Origin of the sequence: Pseudoalteromonas sp. 78C3 (assembly GCF_002836695.1) — a bacterium.
Lineage (GTDB): Bacteria > Pseudomonadota > Gammaproteobacteria > Enterobacterales > Alteromonadaceae > Pseudoalteromonas > Pseudoalteromonas arctica.
Map to the genome: position 1 here is coordinate 1 of NZ_PJAV01000134.1, position 14,928 is coordinate 14,928.

Consider the following 14,928-nt stretch of genomic DNA (forward strand, 5'->3'; position numbering starts at 1 on the left):
CTATATATAAGCAGGTTGGTATTATTTTTTATCGAATGCGCGTTTCATGTAGTTAGGTGTAGCGAGTGCACCATGGTGAATACCGTTGTTGTAGTATTCGCTATGCTGCGCAATATTTGCAGCTGCATCTTCTCTAAAACCGTCAAATGCTTGTGATTTACGCGCAAGTGTTACTGACCATAAACCGCTTGGGTAAATTGGTTGTGGGAATGGCAGTGTTTGTAAATCGTTAAAGCCTACGCTTAGCATTGCTTCGCGCATTTCAACTAATAATGGCATGTGCATAAGTGGCGATTCACTTTGTTGTACTAAAATACCACCTGGGCGCAGTGCATCTAAACAGCTTGTGTAAAACGCATGGTTAAATAAACCCTCACCTGGACCTACCGGATCTGTGCCATCAACAATGACTACGTCGATAGATTCGCCAGCGGCTTCGCGCATGTATTTAATACCGTCGTCAAACATAACAGTTGCACGGGCGTCGTTATTAGATTCACAAAGCTCTGGGAAGTATTTTAACGACATTTGCGTTACTACTTCGTCGATATCTATTTGCGTTACAGTTTCTACGCCTGGGTGTTTTAATACTTCGCGTAAAGTACCGCAGTCGCCGCCGCCAATAATAACGACGTTTTTAGGGTTTGGATGCGCTAAAAGTGCAGGGTGGCTGATCATCTCATGATAAAAGAAGTTTTCGCGGGTTGTTACCATAGTACACCCGTCGATGATCATTAAATTACCAAAGTCTGTGGTTTCAAACATTTCTACCTTTTGAAAAGGAGACTGTTTTTCATCTAACTTTTTATTAATACGTAATGAAAATGCGCTGCCATCGCGGTCGCTAATTTCAGTAAACCACTTACTTTGATCTAAATTTGCCATAGTTACTATTACACTTTTTAGGTTGAGTATGAAAAAGGGGCAATTCTGCCAGTGCTTGGCGTTTTGCTCAATGACATTTTAACTGATTTGACGAATAAAGTTAGTTAGGAGTGAGTGAAAGTTCAATTTTTGTTAGCCTAGTGGATAGTGACGTATTAAAATGCGCCTTTATACCTAATTGACTAAAGAAGAGTTGCCATGACCTGGGGTTTAGAAACAGCACGCGCCACTTATAACGTTGCTCATTGGAGTGATGGTTATTTTGATATTAACGCACAAGGCGAACTGGTGGCTTACCCAGATGGCGACCAAACAAAACCGGCCATTTCTTTAACGCAATTAACAGAGCAGTTTAAACAACAAGGTTTAACGTTGCCGGTTTTAGTGCGCTTTACCGATATTTTAAAAAATCGTGTAGACACCCTTACTAACGCGTTTACGCAAGCGCGAGCAAATCGTGAATATAACGGAAAATACACCTGTGTTTACCCAATTAAGGTAAATCAGCAACGCTCTGTAGTAAGTAAACTATTAGCGCATCCAAGCGGGCTTGTTGGCCTAGAAGCAGGCTCAAAGCCAGAACTTATGGCTATTTTGGGTGTAGCAAAAGAGCCAATCACAATAGTGTGTAACGGCTATAAAGACAGTGAGTTTTTACGCCTAGCGTGTATTGGTCAAGCAATGGGCCACAGCGTAAAAATTGTGGTAGAGAAGCTTTCAGAACTGACCACACTACTTGAAGAAATAGACAACCTAGGCATTGAACCGGCTATTGGTATTCGCATTCGCCTAAACTCAGTAGGCAAAGGCAAGTGGCAAAACACGGGCGGCGAAAAAGGCAAGTTTGGTTTAACAGCAGGCCAAGTACTAAGTGCTGTTGAAGTGCTTAAAAAGCATAATAAGCTGCACTTAATGCAAATGGTGCATTTTCATATTGGTTCTCAAATTGCCAACATTCGTGATATTCACCGTGCTTTACGTGAATGTGCACGCCACTTTGCTGAGCTTACACAGTTAAACGTACCGTTAAATACCGTTGATGTGGGCGGCGGTTTGGGCGTTGATTACGAAGGCTCTGGCTCACGTAGTGCGTGTTCAATGAACTACACCGTAGAAGAGTACGCGCGTAATGTAGTGAATGCATTTGCAGAAGTGTGCGATCAGCATAACCTTACGCATCCGGCCATTATCACCGAGTCGGGGCGTGCTTTAACTGCTCACCATGCGGTATTAATTACCGATGTAATTGACGTAGAAAAAGCGCCTAATCATTTAAATCCAGAGCCACCGCTTGAAAATAGCGCATTAGTGCTTGATGAAATGTGGCAGTGTTTACAGCGTTTAAACCCGCGTATGGCATTAGAGATTTATCACGACGCTATGCACTTATTTAGCGAAGCGCACGATCAGTACGTGCATGGCTTAGTAAGCATGCTAGAGTGGGCGAAAATAGAGCAGCTTTACTTTACTATTTTACATCGTGTACGTGCATCGCTTAGTAATAATGCGCGCGCGCACCGTGAAGTACTCGACGATTTAAACGAAAAGCTTGCTGATAAACTCTTTGTTAACTTTTCATTATTTCAGTCGTTGCCTGATGTATGGGGTATTCAGCAGTTGTTTCCTGTTATGCCAATCGAAAACTTAACTCAGCCACTGACTCAGCGCGCGATTATTCAAGATATTACCTGCGATTCTGACGGGCAAATCCGTGAATACGTTGAAGGCGCTGGTATCGAAACCAGCCTACCAATACCAGAATATAAACACGGTGAGCAATACCACATTGCTATGTTTATGGTAGGCGCGTATCAAGAGATTTTAGGTGATTTACATAACCTATTTGGTGACACTGATTCGGTGCACGTGGAGCTTAACGACGATGGCTACGTGTTAACCAATGCTATAAAAGGTGATAGCGTTAAGGATGTATTAAAGTTTGTTGACTATGATAGCGCCATTTTAGCTGACAACTTTGCGTACCAAGTTAATAAACTTGATGTATCGACGCAGTGTAAAGAAGGTTATTTAGCTGAGCTTAATGCAGGCCTTGAAGGCTATACCTATTTTGAAGATTAATTTGTAAGCAACTGAAAGCGCAGTATTAGTGGCTGCGCAATGTTTAAAGGAATGGAAGTAATGTCAGTTATTCGCAGTGTATTTAGTATTGTTTTTTACACAATAAACACACTTTTTTGGTTTGTGCCTATTTTTGTTTGTGGGCTTATAAAGCTTATCCCTATTAAGCCTCTACAAAAGCTTATGAGCTGGGCAGCTAAGCAATTTGCAACTATTTGGGTTACCTTTAATAGCTTAAATCAAGCGTTATTTACGCCAACTAAACTTAATGTAACTGGCCTTGAAGACCTTAAACTAAAAGATTGGTACCTAGTAATTGCAAATCACCAAAGCTGGGTCGATATTTTAGTATTACAACGTGTGTTTAATCGAAAAATTCCATTTTTAAACTTCTTTTTGAAAAAAGAGCTTATTTACGTGCCTATTTTAGGTTTATGTTGGTGGGCGCTTGATTTTCCGTTTATGACTCGCACGAGTAAAAGCCAATTAAAAAAGAATCCAAAGCTGCGTGGCAAAGATTTAGAAACCACACGTAAAGCCTGCGAAAAATTTAAAGAGATGCCAGTAAGTGTGGTTAACTTTGTAGAAGGCACTCGTTTTACTACGCAAAAGCATGAGCGCCAAAATAGCCCGTTCCCACATTTATTAAAACCAAAAGCGGGCGGTATTGCTTTTGTAATGCAAGCAATGGGCGAGCAAATTACTAAAGTGGTTAACGTTACCATTCAGTACCCAGATGGTATTCCTACTTTTATGGATTTTGCTGGTGGTAAGGTAAAAAATATCAACGTACACGTGGAAGTAAGGCCGGTAAGCGAAGAGCTTATTGGTGACTACACAGGTGATTCTGAATTTAGAGTTCGCTTTCAAAGCGAGTTAAATCGCTTATGGGAAAACAAAGAGCAAACACTGCAATCGCTCGAAAAAACCCATAAGTAAAAGGTAAAAATATGAGCTTACAGTTATGCTAAAAAAGTGGTTACCAAATTGGCTTAACGGCTTAATTGTAGGCTGCGTATTGTTTTCTAACATGATACTTTTTGGCTCGCTAGTATTTGTACTGGGCCTTATTAAGTTATTACTGCCTTTGCCTGTGGTTAACTCTATATTACACAGCGCTTACCGAGGTTGGTGTAACGGCAACCGTTTAGGGCTTTGGTTAGGTTGCCCTAATATTGTGGTTGATATAAGTGGCGACTTAAACTCAAAAAGTTGGTATTTACTTATTTGTAACCACGCGAGTTGGTTAGATATAACTGTACTTAGCTCATTACATGCATTGCCTGCCCCTAAGTTCTTTTTAAAAGACGGGTTAAAATACATGCCTTTTATTGGCACTGGTGCGTGGGCTATGGGTATGCCGTTTATGAAACGGGTAAGCAAAGCGCAATTAGCTAAAAATCCAAAGTTGAAAGGGTTGGATGTAGAGCGCACGAAGCGTAGTTGTCGTAATTTTCGTCATCATCCTACTACCATCATTAATTTTGTTGAAGGTACACGCTATACGCCAGCCAAACATAATCTGCAACAAAGTCCTTTTAAACATTTATTAAAGCCCAAAGCGGGCGGCATTGCTTTTGCGCTTGAAGTATTAGCCGATCAATTTGATGCCATGCTTAATACAAGTTTAGTATATAGCGGTAAGACAGATCACGTTTGTCGTAACTTGCTAAAAGGTGAGCTAGATTCTATTTATGTTTCAATAGACGTAACGCCCATTAATGACAATATGCAGGGCAGCTATCAAAGCGATGACGTATTTAAAGCAAATTTTCAACATTATGTGAATGAGCTATGGGTTGCTAAAGATCAGCAGCTTGCCGACATTTATGCTCAACAAGATTTACCTGAACCACAAATCAGTAAGGAAATTGAAACACTATGACCAACACCCATCTTCAGGAATTAATTGCTCCTTGGTTTGAAAAAGTACCCGACGCGGATTTTCTTAGCTCAATTACCGCAGTCTCAATAGGGATATTTTCTTTATTAATTGTTTACTTATTTACTCGTAGATTAATGTTACCTGGCATTCAAAAAATAGTGACGAGGCTTTCTCCTGAGCGAATTGGTGCGCTTTCTCCTATGCTTAATAAGCTAAATAAGCGTATTGCCGGAATGCTGTGCTGCGTATTGTTTTTAGCTACGTTTGATAGCGTATACCCAGTTAATGAAATTGCAGGAGAAATACTAAAAACGATAGGACAAGCTTTGCTTATTATTTATGCTGGTTTTATTTTTAGCAGTATTGTGAGCATTGCGGGTACTATTTATAACCAGTTAGAGTTTGCCCGCGAGGTCCCTATTCAGGGCTTAATTCAGGTTGTTAAGCTAATAACCTTTATTGTGTGTGCAATTTTAATTGTGAGCATTTTTCTTGAGAAGTCACCTACTTATATTCTCTCTGGCTTTGGTGCTATTGCTGCCGTTACGTTATTAGTATTTAAAGACACTATTTTAGGCTTTGTAGCCAGTATTCAAATAGCAGCAAATCGCCTAGTAACCTATGGTGATTGGATTCAAGTAGAAAATTACGGCGCCGATGGCGAAGTAATTGATTTGGGTTTAAATACTGTAAAGGTACGTAATTGGGATAACACCATAACAACTATTCCAACTTATATGCTAGTTGCGGGTTCGTTTAAAAACTGGCGCGGCATGCAAGAGTCGGGCGGTAGACGTATTAAACGCTCACTCAATATTGATATGCACAGCATTTGTTTAGTGGGTGATGAGTTTAGAAAACAAATTGATGCGGCTATTCCGCTGCACGACTATATTCGAGTGACGACATTACCTGCTCAGGTTTCTAATTTAGGGTTATTTCGTCGCTATGCTGAAGGCTATTTAAAACAGCACAGTAAAATTAATACGTCGCTTACGTTAATGGTACGAGAGCTACAACCACTAAACCATGGTTTACCTATTGAGTTTTATTGCTTTAGTGAAGACAAACGCTGGATTTCGTACGAGCACTTACAAGCCGAAATAATGGACCATTTACTTGCGGTATTACCCGTGTTTGGGCTTAGAGCGTATCAAAGTGTAAGTGGGCAATTAAGCCCACCTAACGAGCAACAAACAGATAAGCCAACATTTAGAGTGATGGCAAATAGTGTTGTAAAAGACCCACAGCAATAAATAAAGCTAAGAGCCACCAAATAGGTGGCTTTTTAAATCGCAGCCATGCAAATGTAATTATTACTAACGCAACTTGCCAAAGGTTATGCACCGCTGATGTCCAAATTGGCGAATACAGTGCAGCCGCTAAAAAACCTACTACCGCGGCATTAAGCGCCGCTATTGAGCTTGCAAAACGTGGCTTACTTGCCAAGTTAATCCAGCTCTTTTGGAATGCGAGTATAAGTAAAAAACCAGGCATAAATATAAGCAGTGTAGCTATAAGAGCACCCACGAAAGGTTGCTCAGTAGTAAGTTGTGCGCCTAAGTAAGTAGCAATAGTAAACATAGGCCCAGGCACTGCTTGTGCACTCGCGTAAGCACTTAAAAACTGATCATCACTCAATGCTGGCACACCAGCTTGAAGTACCGGCAGTACTACGTGTCCGCCGCCAAAAACCATTGCACCCGCTTGGTAAAAAGGGGTAAACAAAGCAAACTCATGCCCTAGTGGAATAAAGCTAACACCAAGTAAGATCGCAAATAATCCCAGTGCAATCCAATTAATGTTACTTTTTGTACTGCTAACATTTTCTGTGGCTGTACCCAGTTTTAATAAAGGCCATATAGCACCTACTGTTGCAGCGGTTATTAAAATAGCGATTTGAGTTCCCATCATTGGAAATAACACCAAAGCAAGTGTACTCATTACCGCAAGTAACTTAAGCGCAGCACTTGTACAAAAGCTTTTAGCCATACTAAGTGTTGCATCAGCAACTATAACAACGGCAAATAACTTTAAGCCTGCAATAATAGCAAAGTAAACAGCGTCAAACTGATGAGCACTAACCGCAAGTAGCACCATTATTAAAAACGAAGGCAGAGTAAAACCTACAAAAGCAGCTATACCACCCAGTACTCCAGCACGCTCAACACCAATAGCAAAACTAACTTGGCTAGAGCCTGGCCCAGGCAGTGCTTGGCTTAAACTAATAAGTTGTGCGTAACGCGTGTTAGTTAACCAATTTAACGAGTCTACAAAGTGGCGTTTAAAATAACCTAAATGCGCAGCAGGGCCGCCAAAGCTCATACACCCTAGTAAAAAAAACTGTCTAAAAATAGCAATTAACATTGCGCCAATATCCTTTGTAAAATTCATTAAATTGTCACAGCGTAGTATGACATTTTTATTAAAACGGCACATTAGTTTGAGGTCTGTTTAACAATCAAGCAAGATGCGTTGCTTTTAACACTCTCTTCATAGTTTGTTCATACATGTATTTGCATACTCTTGCTAAATTCTTAATGAATAGGGTATCACCATGACTTTAACTAAATCACTTTTAAGCGTAACCGTAGTAGCTGTATTACTTTCTGGTTGTGAAATGAATAACACAGGTAAAGGAGCCGCTATAGGCGCCGCAGCCGGAGGTGTATTAGGTAAGGCTACGGGTAATCATAAAGATAAACGTATTTTTATTGGTGCAGCTATTGGTGCACTGGCGGGCGCTGCTGTTGGCGACTACATGGATAAGCAAGAAGAAGCATTTCGTGATGAGTTAGCAGGTTCAGGTGTTGAAGTAGTGCGTGAAGGCGATAACTTACGTTTAGTAATGCCATCAAACATTACGTTTGCGACTGCTCAGTCTTATATTTCATCAGGCTTTAACGATACGTTAGATGCGATTGCTAAAGTAATGAACAAGTACGAAAAAACCTACCTTAGTGTGCAAGGGCATACTGACAGTACGGGTAAAGATAGCTTCAACATGAACCTATCGCGTGAACGCGCACAAAGTGTGAAAGACTACTTAGTGAACCAACAAATTATGGCTACACGTGTTAGCACTATGGGCTATGGCGAAACACGCCCAATTGCAACTAATGATAGTGCAAATGGCCGCGCTCAAAACCGTCGCGTAGAAATTCAGATAGTGCCAAATACCGAAGGTTAGGGTTCTTGAACCTTGCAAATTTAACCTTGAAAGGTCAACAGACCCTAATCCTTATTAAACTGTAATTCACACAGTTTTTGATACAACGGGTTACTTGCTAACAACTCTTGGTGAGTACCCGTTGCTATGATTTCCCCATTTTCCATTACTACAATTACATCTGCATGTTTTACCGTTGCCAGCCTATGGGCAATAATTAACGTTGTTCTGTTTTGCATTAAATGCTCAAGTGCAGCTTGTACATGGTGTTCGCTTTGCGCATCCAGCGCGCTGGTGGCTTCATCAAGAAGAAGTATTTCAGGGTCTTTTAATATGGCACGTGCAAGCACAATACGCTGCTTTTGCCCACCCGATAACCTCACACCCTGCTCACCTAAAAAGCTGTTATAACCTTGCGGTAACTGTTTGATAAATTCATCGGCATGCGCATACTTTGCTGCGGAATATACTTGCTCATCGGTTGCACTTGGGTTGCCGTAGCGGATGTTATGCATTACGTCGGAGCTAAATAAAATAGGGTTTTGCGCTACCATGCCCATTTTATTACGCAGAGTATTAAGCGATAAATCTTTAATGTTTACATCTTTAAACTTAATAGCTCCGCTAGCCGGATCGTAAAAGCGTTGTAGTAATTCAAATAACGTTGTTTTACCTGCGCCAGAAGGGCCAACAATTGCCACGGTTTGGCCTTGATTTATATTTAGGCTTATTTTATTAAGCGCACTCACGTCTGGACGAGAAGGATAGTTAAAGCTTATATTTTCAAGTGTAATAGCAGGGCTGTTAATGTTTTGCAGTAAGCTATCGTCTTGTGGATCTAGCGGGTTTTCTATCTCACTTTTAACAGCAAGTAACTCAAGTAACCTTGCCGCAGCACCAGCTGCACGTTGTAGTTCGCCATATACTTCAGCAACGGTTGCCACCGACATTGCCACCATAATAGCGTAAAATACAAATGCACCTAACTCGCCGCCGGTCATAGTACCTGCAAGTACATCGTTGCCACCTACCCATAGCATAGCGCTAATGGCACTAAAGGTTAAAAAAATCACCACGGCTATTAAAAATGAACGTTGCTTAATACGTTTTTTAGCCACGTTAAAGGCTTTTTCGGTCTCAAGCGCAAAGGCATGCTGCTCTTGTTCTTCATGGCTATAGCTTTGCACTACTTTAATATTTTGTATGATTTCGCCTGCATAGGTACTTATGTCGGCAATGGCATCTTGGCTAGAGCTTGCTAGTTTACGTACCTTGCGACCAAATATCATCATAGGAACAAGTACCAGCGGTACACAGGCTACAACCACTAAGGTAAGTTTTAAATTAGTAAACAACAGCATAGCTAAGCCACCAATCAACATAAGTACACTGCGCAGTGCCATAGAAAATGATGAGCCGATAATTGATTGCAGTAATGTGGTGTCGGTGGTTAAACGCGACATAAGTTCGCCACTGCGGTTTTCTTCAAAGTAGCTAGGGTGTAGCGTTACAATGCGATTAAACACTGCTTTTCTAATATCGTTACTTACCCGTTCGCCAATCCACGACATTAAATAAAAACGGCTAAAGGTACCGATCGCTAATAAGCTGATTAAGCCAATGAGTACCAGTACAGCTTGCTGTAATTGATCTTTAGAGCCTGCAATAAATCCATGATCAATAACAAACTTAACACCTTGCCCCAACGACAAGTTAACACCCGCAGTGACCAATAGCGCGGCTAGCGCAGCTACTACCATCCATTTGTAAGGTTTTATAAAAGCAAAAACAGGTAATAAGCTGCTAAAAGCGGCTTTTTCGGATGCAGAGGTGTTTTTTGACATAGTGGATTCTTTTTAAAGGTTAAGGTATAGATATGGCATCATCGGATTAAAAATCAATAGTATTAAATATCATCAATAAGGAATTGTTATGACAACAAAAATAATAAGCGGTGAATTTACAGTGGCTTTAGCGCCTATTGAAGGTTATGCCAAAGGGCAGCAAGGTATTAACTTAGGACGTATGTCGATCGATAAAACATTTAAAGGTGACTTAAATGCTACAAGCCAAGGCGAGATGCTTAGCGCAATGACGTCTACCCAAGGCAGTGCAGGTTACGTGGCAATAGAGCAAGTGATAGGTGAGCTTGAAGGTAAGCAGGGCAGTTTTGTACTGCAACACTTTGGCACTATGAATAAAGGACAAGACAGTCTTATTTTAAATGTTATTCCTGATTCAGGCACAAATGAGCTAAAAGGATTAACTGGCAGTATGAAAATACGCATTGAGCAGGGCATTCACTATTACGACTTTGACTACCGCTTATAAAATGGATAACAAACAATGCAAAAAATAGTAGAATTTAAAAAGCGTGGTTTTTTTAGTAACGGCATTGATGTAGATGCTTTGAATGAGCGCATATACCACTTAAATCAAGAAGGTTGGAAAGTAATAAGTATAAATACTGCGACTGCTTTTCAAGGCCAAATAACGGCCTATATATTATTAATAGAAAACGATGAACTATAAGGATAAGAATGACATTAGCAGCGTGGTTTAGTTTAGTAGTTGTATGCATGATGGGTGCAATGTCGCCAGGCCCAAGCCTTGCAGTTGTACTAAAGCATACAATGAGTGGCGGAATGAAAAACGGTATGCTTGCTGCACTTAGCCATGGCGTGGGTGTTGGGCTTTATGCGGCAGCTTCGTTACTTGGTTTGGGGACATTGATGGCTCAGTTTCCAACGGTATACCAAGTACTTGTATATTTAGGCGCTGGGTATTTAGCCTATTTAGGTTTAAAAATACTATTAGCAAAACCCAATAATGACGAACTGCAAGTACAAAAAAGTGAGATAAGCGCAGTTAAAGCATTACAAGATGGCTTTGCCATTGCTTTTTTGAACCCCAAGCTCGCTATTTTCTTTTTAGCCTTGTTCTCACAGTTTATTGACCCGCAAAATCTCACTTTAAGCATTGGCATTATTATGTGCTTAACCGTGTTTGTAATTGATACAGGTTGGTATTTACTAGTTGCAGTACTTACTGAGGTTTCAAAAAATCGCTTTGGTTTTACTAAGCAGAACCCATGGCTTGATAAAATACTGGGGGTTGTGTTTATTGCTCTTGCTATAAAAGTCGTTATTAGTTTGTAAGATTGAGTAGAGATTATTGAAGTTTGCAGAGTGTATTTGTAGTTATATAGATAAAGGATTAAAACAATGACAAAACATATTTTAAAAAGTGCATCTTTCGACCCGAAGGTTCAGCAATACTGGATGCTAATGGCCGCTTTTTTTAGTGTACTAGCGCTGGTGACTATTCCGTTGTTACCCATTGTTTTAGCGATTGTATGGCTGGTGGGCGGGCGAATACTCGCAGCTATGTCGGCTGATTTATTACCGCAAAAACTAGTTGTTAAACGTGGCATATTATTTAAAGAAGAAAAATCGATTCCGCTTGAAAAAATAACTGATGTTGGATTAAGCCAAGGACCGCTCATGCGAATTTTTGGATTATATCGTTTAAGCTTTGAAACAGCAGGGCAGTCAGGAAATGGTGCATTAGTGTCTTTGCTTGGTGTAGTTAATGCGAGTGAGTTTAGAGAGGCGATACTTGAGCAAAAAGATGTATTGGCTAATCAAGGTAAAACGTCGCAGCAGGCAACAGAGCAAAGTGAGAAAGAGCTACTGAGAGCACTTACTTATAGTGTTAAAAATATTGAGCAGATGCTACTTGTTTTAGTTGATGAAAGGCAGCAAAAGTAACCTGTTTTAAACTTGTAATACTTATAAGGATGTTTTTATGAATACGGATATAAAAAATATATTTAATAATTATCCTGAGGCAGCTAAAAGTACGCTTATACAATTACGAGAGTTAATTTATACCGTAGCACAAGAGCAAAACTTAGGAGCTGTTGAAGAGTCTTTAAAGTGGGGAGAGCCAAGTTATAACACAATAAATGGCAGCCCCATTCGCGTAGGCTTAAAGGGCTCATCGTGTTATTTGTTTTTTCATTGCCAATCAAAGCTAGTAAGCACATTTAGAGAGTTGTACTCTCATAATCTTACCTTTGAAGGAAATAGAGCAATAGTGTTAAATAGTGAAAAGCCATTACCAGAACACCCAGTTAAAGAGTGTATTAAATTAGCACTGACTTATCACAGCGTTAAACACCTACCTTTGTTAGGCGCATAATTATAAGTACTTAGTAGATACTTAAAATACGCTACATATTTGGTTTGCGTCACAGGTAATAACAGTCACGTTTTCATAACCCACACGCGTTAATGCTTCTGCTCCCAACGTTGCGCGTGCACCACTTGCGCAGTGCACGTAAATAGGGCGAGCTGCGTCTTTTTCTATTTCCATTAGTTTCATCTCGAGTAATCCACGCGGAATATTTATAGCGCCGGCAGCCGATTTTGTCGCGTGCTCTGCAGGTTCTCGCACATCAATAAGTAAACCTTTATTTTGTTCAAGCTCGAGTTTTGCTTGCGCTGCGTCAATACGGCGTTGGTTAGGTGTGATAATTTTTAGTAAGTCAGGGATTGATGTAAGCATTAGTTTGTAAATCCTCTTTTTCTTAAAAAAGACATTAATAGGTGCTACTTGGTATAAGTAGGTTGAATTGAGTTAATACTTATAAATAACGTTAAAAACTGAAAGTTACTTTATATAAAGTAACTTAATAGTGCGGATACTGCTACAGCACTTCCGCCGATTAATAAAATGGCATCGCTAGTTTCATGGCCATCTTAATATTAGTAAAACCTAATGTTAATTATATTAGAACTTACTAATGTAAAAGTCTATACTTAAAAAGGTATCAAAAAGAGAAATAATAAAATGAATATTGAACAACTAGCTGTCAACGCAGAGCAAGCCGAACAGTTTTTAAAATTAATGGCTAACAAAAATCGCTTAATGATTTTATGTAGTTTATTACAAGGTGAGCAAAGTGTAGGTGAGCTAAATAAAAATGTACCTTTAGCACAGTCAGCGTTATCTCAGCATTTAGCAAGTTTACGCAAGGCAGATATGGTTGCTACTCGCAGAGAAGGGCACACTATTTATTACTCATTGACCGATCCAAAAGTTGAGTCGATCATTGCTTTGCTATATGAGTGGTTTTGCCGACAAGAAAATACTAAATAAACGTAGCTATTTCATCGATAGATTTTTTATCCAGTGCATGAGCCGGTATTGTTGCATCATCACTTGGGTAACCTGCAATAAGTAGCATGTATGGGCGTTCGTTATCTTTATCGCGATTACATATGTCGGTTAAAAAGCTCATTGGTTTTGGAGTATGAGTAAGGGTTGCCAAACCAGCACGATGCAAAGCTTGAATTAAAAAGCCGGTAGCTAAACCAACAGACTCATGCACATAATAATTCGTATTTTTATCATCGGTGCTTACGCCCCCCTTTTTTTGACTAAATACAGCTATAAGCCAAGGTGCATGCTCTAAATAAGGCTTATTAGCATCGGTACCTAACGGTTTTAGCGCATCTAACCATTCTTCACCTGCTCTGCCTTCGTAAAAAGAACGCTCTAATTTTTCGGCGGCTTCTCTTATTTGTTTTTTTACATCACTGCTGTTTATAGCCACAAAATGCCAAGGCTGATGATTCGCTCCACTTGGTGCTGTGCCAGCTGCTTTTATACATGCTTCAATAATATTTTTTGGTACTGGGCGATCGCTAAAGCTGCGAATGCTATGGCGGCGTTGGCTGGTTTGTAAAAACTCGTTAGCACGATTTAGCATTTCGTCGTGTGGGTATTCTATAAAGTCGTTTAATGGTTGGCTTTGGTGATCTTGCATGGCTTTTCGCTTCTTATAAAAAGTATATGTGGTTTTTATACCGAGTGAATACAGTGCAGGCAAGTGTTATGAGTTTAAATTATGTTTATTTGTTGTTACAAATTTAACTAACAAGTAACTTATGTTCCTGTTTTGCTTGTGATATAAAACATTATAAAAATAATTACTCATATTCAAGGAAGTAAAAATGCTATCAATAACAGGGTTATCTAAAACCTACGATAATGGCGTACATGCACTACAAGGTGTTGATTTATCTATCGGCAAAGGGATGTTTGGATTACTTGGGCCAAATGGCGCAGGTAAATCATCGCTAATGCGTACCATTGCAACACTGCAGTCGGCTGATTCAGGTTCAATTACTTTTGATGGCATTGATGTATTTAAAGACCCACAGGGTCTGCGCCAACGTTTAGGCTACCTCCCGCAAGATTTTGGTGTTTACCCACGCGTTAGTGCTTACGACTTGCTAGATCATATGGCTGTTTTAAAGGGTATTCATAATAAAGCAGAGCGTAAAGAGTCGGTTGAAGGATTACTTGCGCACACTAATTTATATCAACATCGCTCTAAAGCCGTAAGTGGCTTTTCGGGCGGTATGCGCCAGCGTTTTGGTATTGCTCAAGCGTTATTAGGCGACCCTGATTTACTAATCGTTGATGAACCAACAGCAGGGTTAGACCCAGAGGAACGTAATCGATTTCATAACTTGTTAGTAAGCTTAGGTGAGCAAAAAGTCGTTATATTATCGACTCACATTGTTGAAGATGTAGCAGAGCTTTGCCCAAACATGGCCGTACTGGCCGGCGGCAAAATACTATTAGAGGGCAACCCACTTGCCCTTACCGATAAACTCCAAGGGCAAATCTGGCGCAAAGCCATGAGCCAAGAGGAAGCGCTAGAGCTTGAACCGCAACTGCCTGTTATTTCTAAGCGCTTATTTGCAGGGAAAACCATATTACATGTATTAGCCGATCAAGCCCCTGAAGGTTTTGAGCTCAGCAGTGCAAACCTAGAAGATGTGTATTTTTCTACGTTGCTTAATCATCGTAACAGCCAAGTAGCATAAGGGGGCGC

At 40.1% G+C, this 14,928-nt stretch carries 17 protein-coding genes; 12 read left to right on the plus strand and 5 right to left on the minus strand.

Annotation, left to right across the window (positions count from 1 at the left end; genetic code table 11):
• Nucleotides 1-21 precede the first annotated feature (21 nt).
• A complete protein-coding gene (gene speE, locus CXF76_RS07780) occupies nt 22-885 on the minus strand; it encodes a polyamine aminopropyltransferase (RefSeq protein WP_007584590.1) in 864 nt (287 codons plus the stop codon).
• 198 nt (nt 886-1,083) lie between these two features.
• Here speE and speA point away from each other — a divergent pair, with 198 nt between their 5' ends.
• Genes speA through CXF76_RS07800 form a run of 4 tightly spaced genes read left to right on the plus strand, consistent with a single transcriptional unit; the run spans nt 1,084 to nt 6,105 of the window.
• Nucleotides 1,084-2,964, plus strand: a complete 1,881-nt coding sequence (gene speA, locus CXF76_RS07785) for a biosynthetic arginine decarboxylase (protein ID WP_007584591.1) — start codon at nt 1,084-1,086, stop codon at nt 2,962-2,964.
• A gap of 60 nt (nt 2,965-3,024) precedes the next feature.
• Nucleotides 3,025-3,903 carry an acyltransferase gene (locus CXF76_RS07790; RefSeq protein ID WP_101163383.1) on the plus strand — a complete coding sequence of 293 codons (879 nt, stop codon included), beginning with the start codon at nt 3,025-3,027 and terminating at the stop codon, nt 3,901-3,903.
• Between the two features lie 25 nt (nt 3,904-3,928).
• Complete coding sequence (locus CXF76_RS07795) at nt 3,929-4,849, plus strand: acetyltransferase (RefSeq protein WP_024608076.1); 921 nt, start codon at nt 3,929-3,931, stop codon at nt 4,847-4,849.
• Nucleotides 4,846-6,105 (plus strand): mechanosensitive ion channel family protein, encoded by a 1,260-nt coding sequence (locus CXF76_RS07800; RefSeq protein WP_101163384.1) that lies wholly within the window; start codon nt 4,846-4,848, stop codon nt 6,103-6,105. Before CXF76_RS07795 ends, CXF76_RS07800 begins: the two co-directional genes overlap by 4 nt.
• On the opposite strand, the gene chrA is transcribed toward CXF76_RS07800, so the two are convergent.
• Nucleotides 6,062-7,216 (minus strand): chromate efflux transporter, encoded by a 1,155-nt coding sequence (gene chrA / locus CXF76_RS07805; RefSeq protein ID WP_101163385.1) that lies wholly within the window; start codon nt 7,214-7,216, stop codon nt 6,062-6,064. The genes CXF76_RS07800 and chrA overlap by 44 nt on opposite strands.
• Before the next feature lie 190 nt (nt 7,217-7,406).
• On the opposite strand from chrA, the gene CXF76_RS07810 reads away from it, so the two are divergent.
• The gene (locus CXF76_RS07810) at nt 7,407-8,039 is read left to right on the plus strand and encodes an OmpA family protein (RefSeq protein WP_007584604.1); all 633 of its coding nucleotides are present in this window, start codon (nt 7,407-7,409) and stop codon (nt 8,037-8,039) included.
• A gap of 44 nt (nt 8,040-8,083) precedes the next feature.
• Here the strand turns inward: CXF76_RS07810 and CXF76_RS07815 are convergent, their stop codons facing one another.
• The gene (locus CXF76_RS07815) at nt 8,084-9,862 is read right to left on the minus strand and encodes an ABC transporter transmembrane domain-containing protein (RefSeq protein WP_101163386.1); all 1,779 of its coding nucleotides are present in this window, start codon (nt 9,860-9,862) and stop codon (nt 8,084-8,086) included.
• An 88-nt stretch (nt 9,863-9,950) separates the two neighbouring features.
• Between CXF76_RS07815 and CXF76_RS07820 the strand changes: the two genes are divergently transcribed.
• From CXF76_RS07820 to CXF76_RS07840, 5 genes are all read left to right on the plus strand, one after another.
• Nucleotides 9,951-10,349, plus strand: a complete 399-nt coding sequence (locus CXF76_RS07820; protein WP_024591374.1) for a DUF3224 domain-containing protein — start codon at nt 9,951-9,953, stop codon at nt 10,347-10,349.
• A gap of 15 nt (nt 10,350-10,364) precedes the next feature.
• Nucleotides 10,365-10,550: a hypothetical protein gene (locus CXF76_RS07825; RefSeq protein ID WP_024591373.1), complete on the plus strand. Its 186-nt coding sequence runs from the start codon at nt 10,365-10,367 to the stop codon at nt 10,548-10,550.
• Nucleotides 10,551-10,558: 8 nt separating this feature from the next.
• Nucleotides 10,559-11,176 (plus strand): LysE family translocator, encoded by a 618-nt coding sequence (locus CXF76_RS07830; protein WP_024608083.1) that lies wholly within the window; start codon nt 10,559-10,561, stop codon nt 11,174-11,176.
• Nucleotides 11,177-11,242: 66 nt separating this feature from the next.
• A complete protein-coding gene (locus CXF76_RS07835; RefSeq protein ID WP_007584611.1) occupies nt 11,243-11,788 on the plus strand; it encodes a PH domain-containing protein in 546 nt (181 codons plus the stop codon).
• Nucleotides 11,789-11,825: 37 nt separating this feature from the next.
• Entirely contained in the window at nt 11,826-12,221 is a 396-nt protein-coding gene (locus tag CXF76_RS07840) for a DUF1801 domain-containing protein (RefSeq protein WP_007584614.1), read from the plus strand.
• A gap of 21 nt (nt 12,222-12,242) precedes the next feature.
• On the opposite strand, the gene CXF76_RS07845 is transcribed toward CXF76_RS07840, so the two are convergent.
• Nucleotides 12,243-12,587: a rhodanese-like domain-containing protein gene (locus CXF76_RS07845; protein WP_024591370.1), complete on the minus strand. Its 345-nt coding sequence runs from the start codon at nt 12,585-12,587 to the stop codon at nt 12,243-12,245.
• Nucleotides 12,588-12,872: 285 nt separating this feature from the next.
• On the opposite strand from CXF76_RS07845, the gene CXF76_RS07850 reads away from it, so the two are divergent.
• Nucleotides 12,873-13,181: an ArsR/SmtB family transcription factor gene (locus CXF76_RS07850; protein ID WP_010554926.1), complete on the plus strand. Its 309-nt coding sequence runs from the start codon at nt 12,873-12,875 to the stop codon at nt 13,179-13,181.
• Here the strand turns inward: CXF76_RS07850 and CXF76_RS07855 are convergent.
• Nucleotides 13,174-13,851 (minus strand): nitroreductase family protein, encoded by a 678-nt coding sequence (locus tag CXF76_RS07855; protein ID WP_024591369.1) that lies wholly within the window; start codon nt 13,849-13,851, stop codon nt 13,174-13,176. The genes CXF76_RS07850 and CXF76_RS07855 overlap by 8 nt on opposite strands.
• Nucleotides 13,852-14,038: 187 nt before the next feature.
• On the opposite strand from CXF76_RS07855, the gene CXF76_RS07860 reads away from it, so the two are divergent.
• Complete coding sequence (locus CXF76_RS07860) at nt 14,039-14,920, plus strand: ABC transporter ATP-binding protein (RefSeq protein ID WP_024591368.1); 882 nt, start codon at nt 14,039-14,041, stop codon at nt 14,918-14,920.
• Nucleotides 14,921-14,928 lie beyond the last annotated feature (8 nt).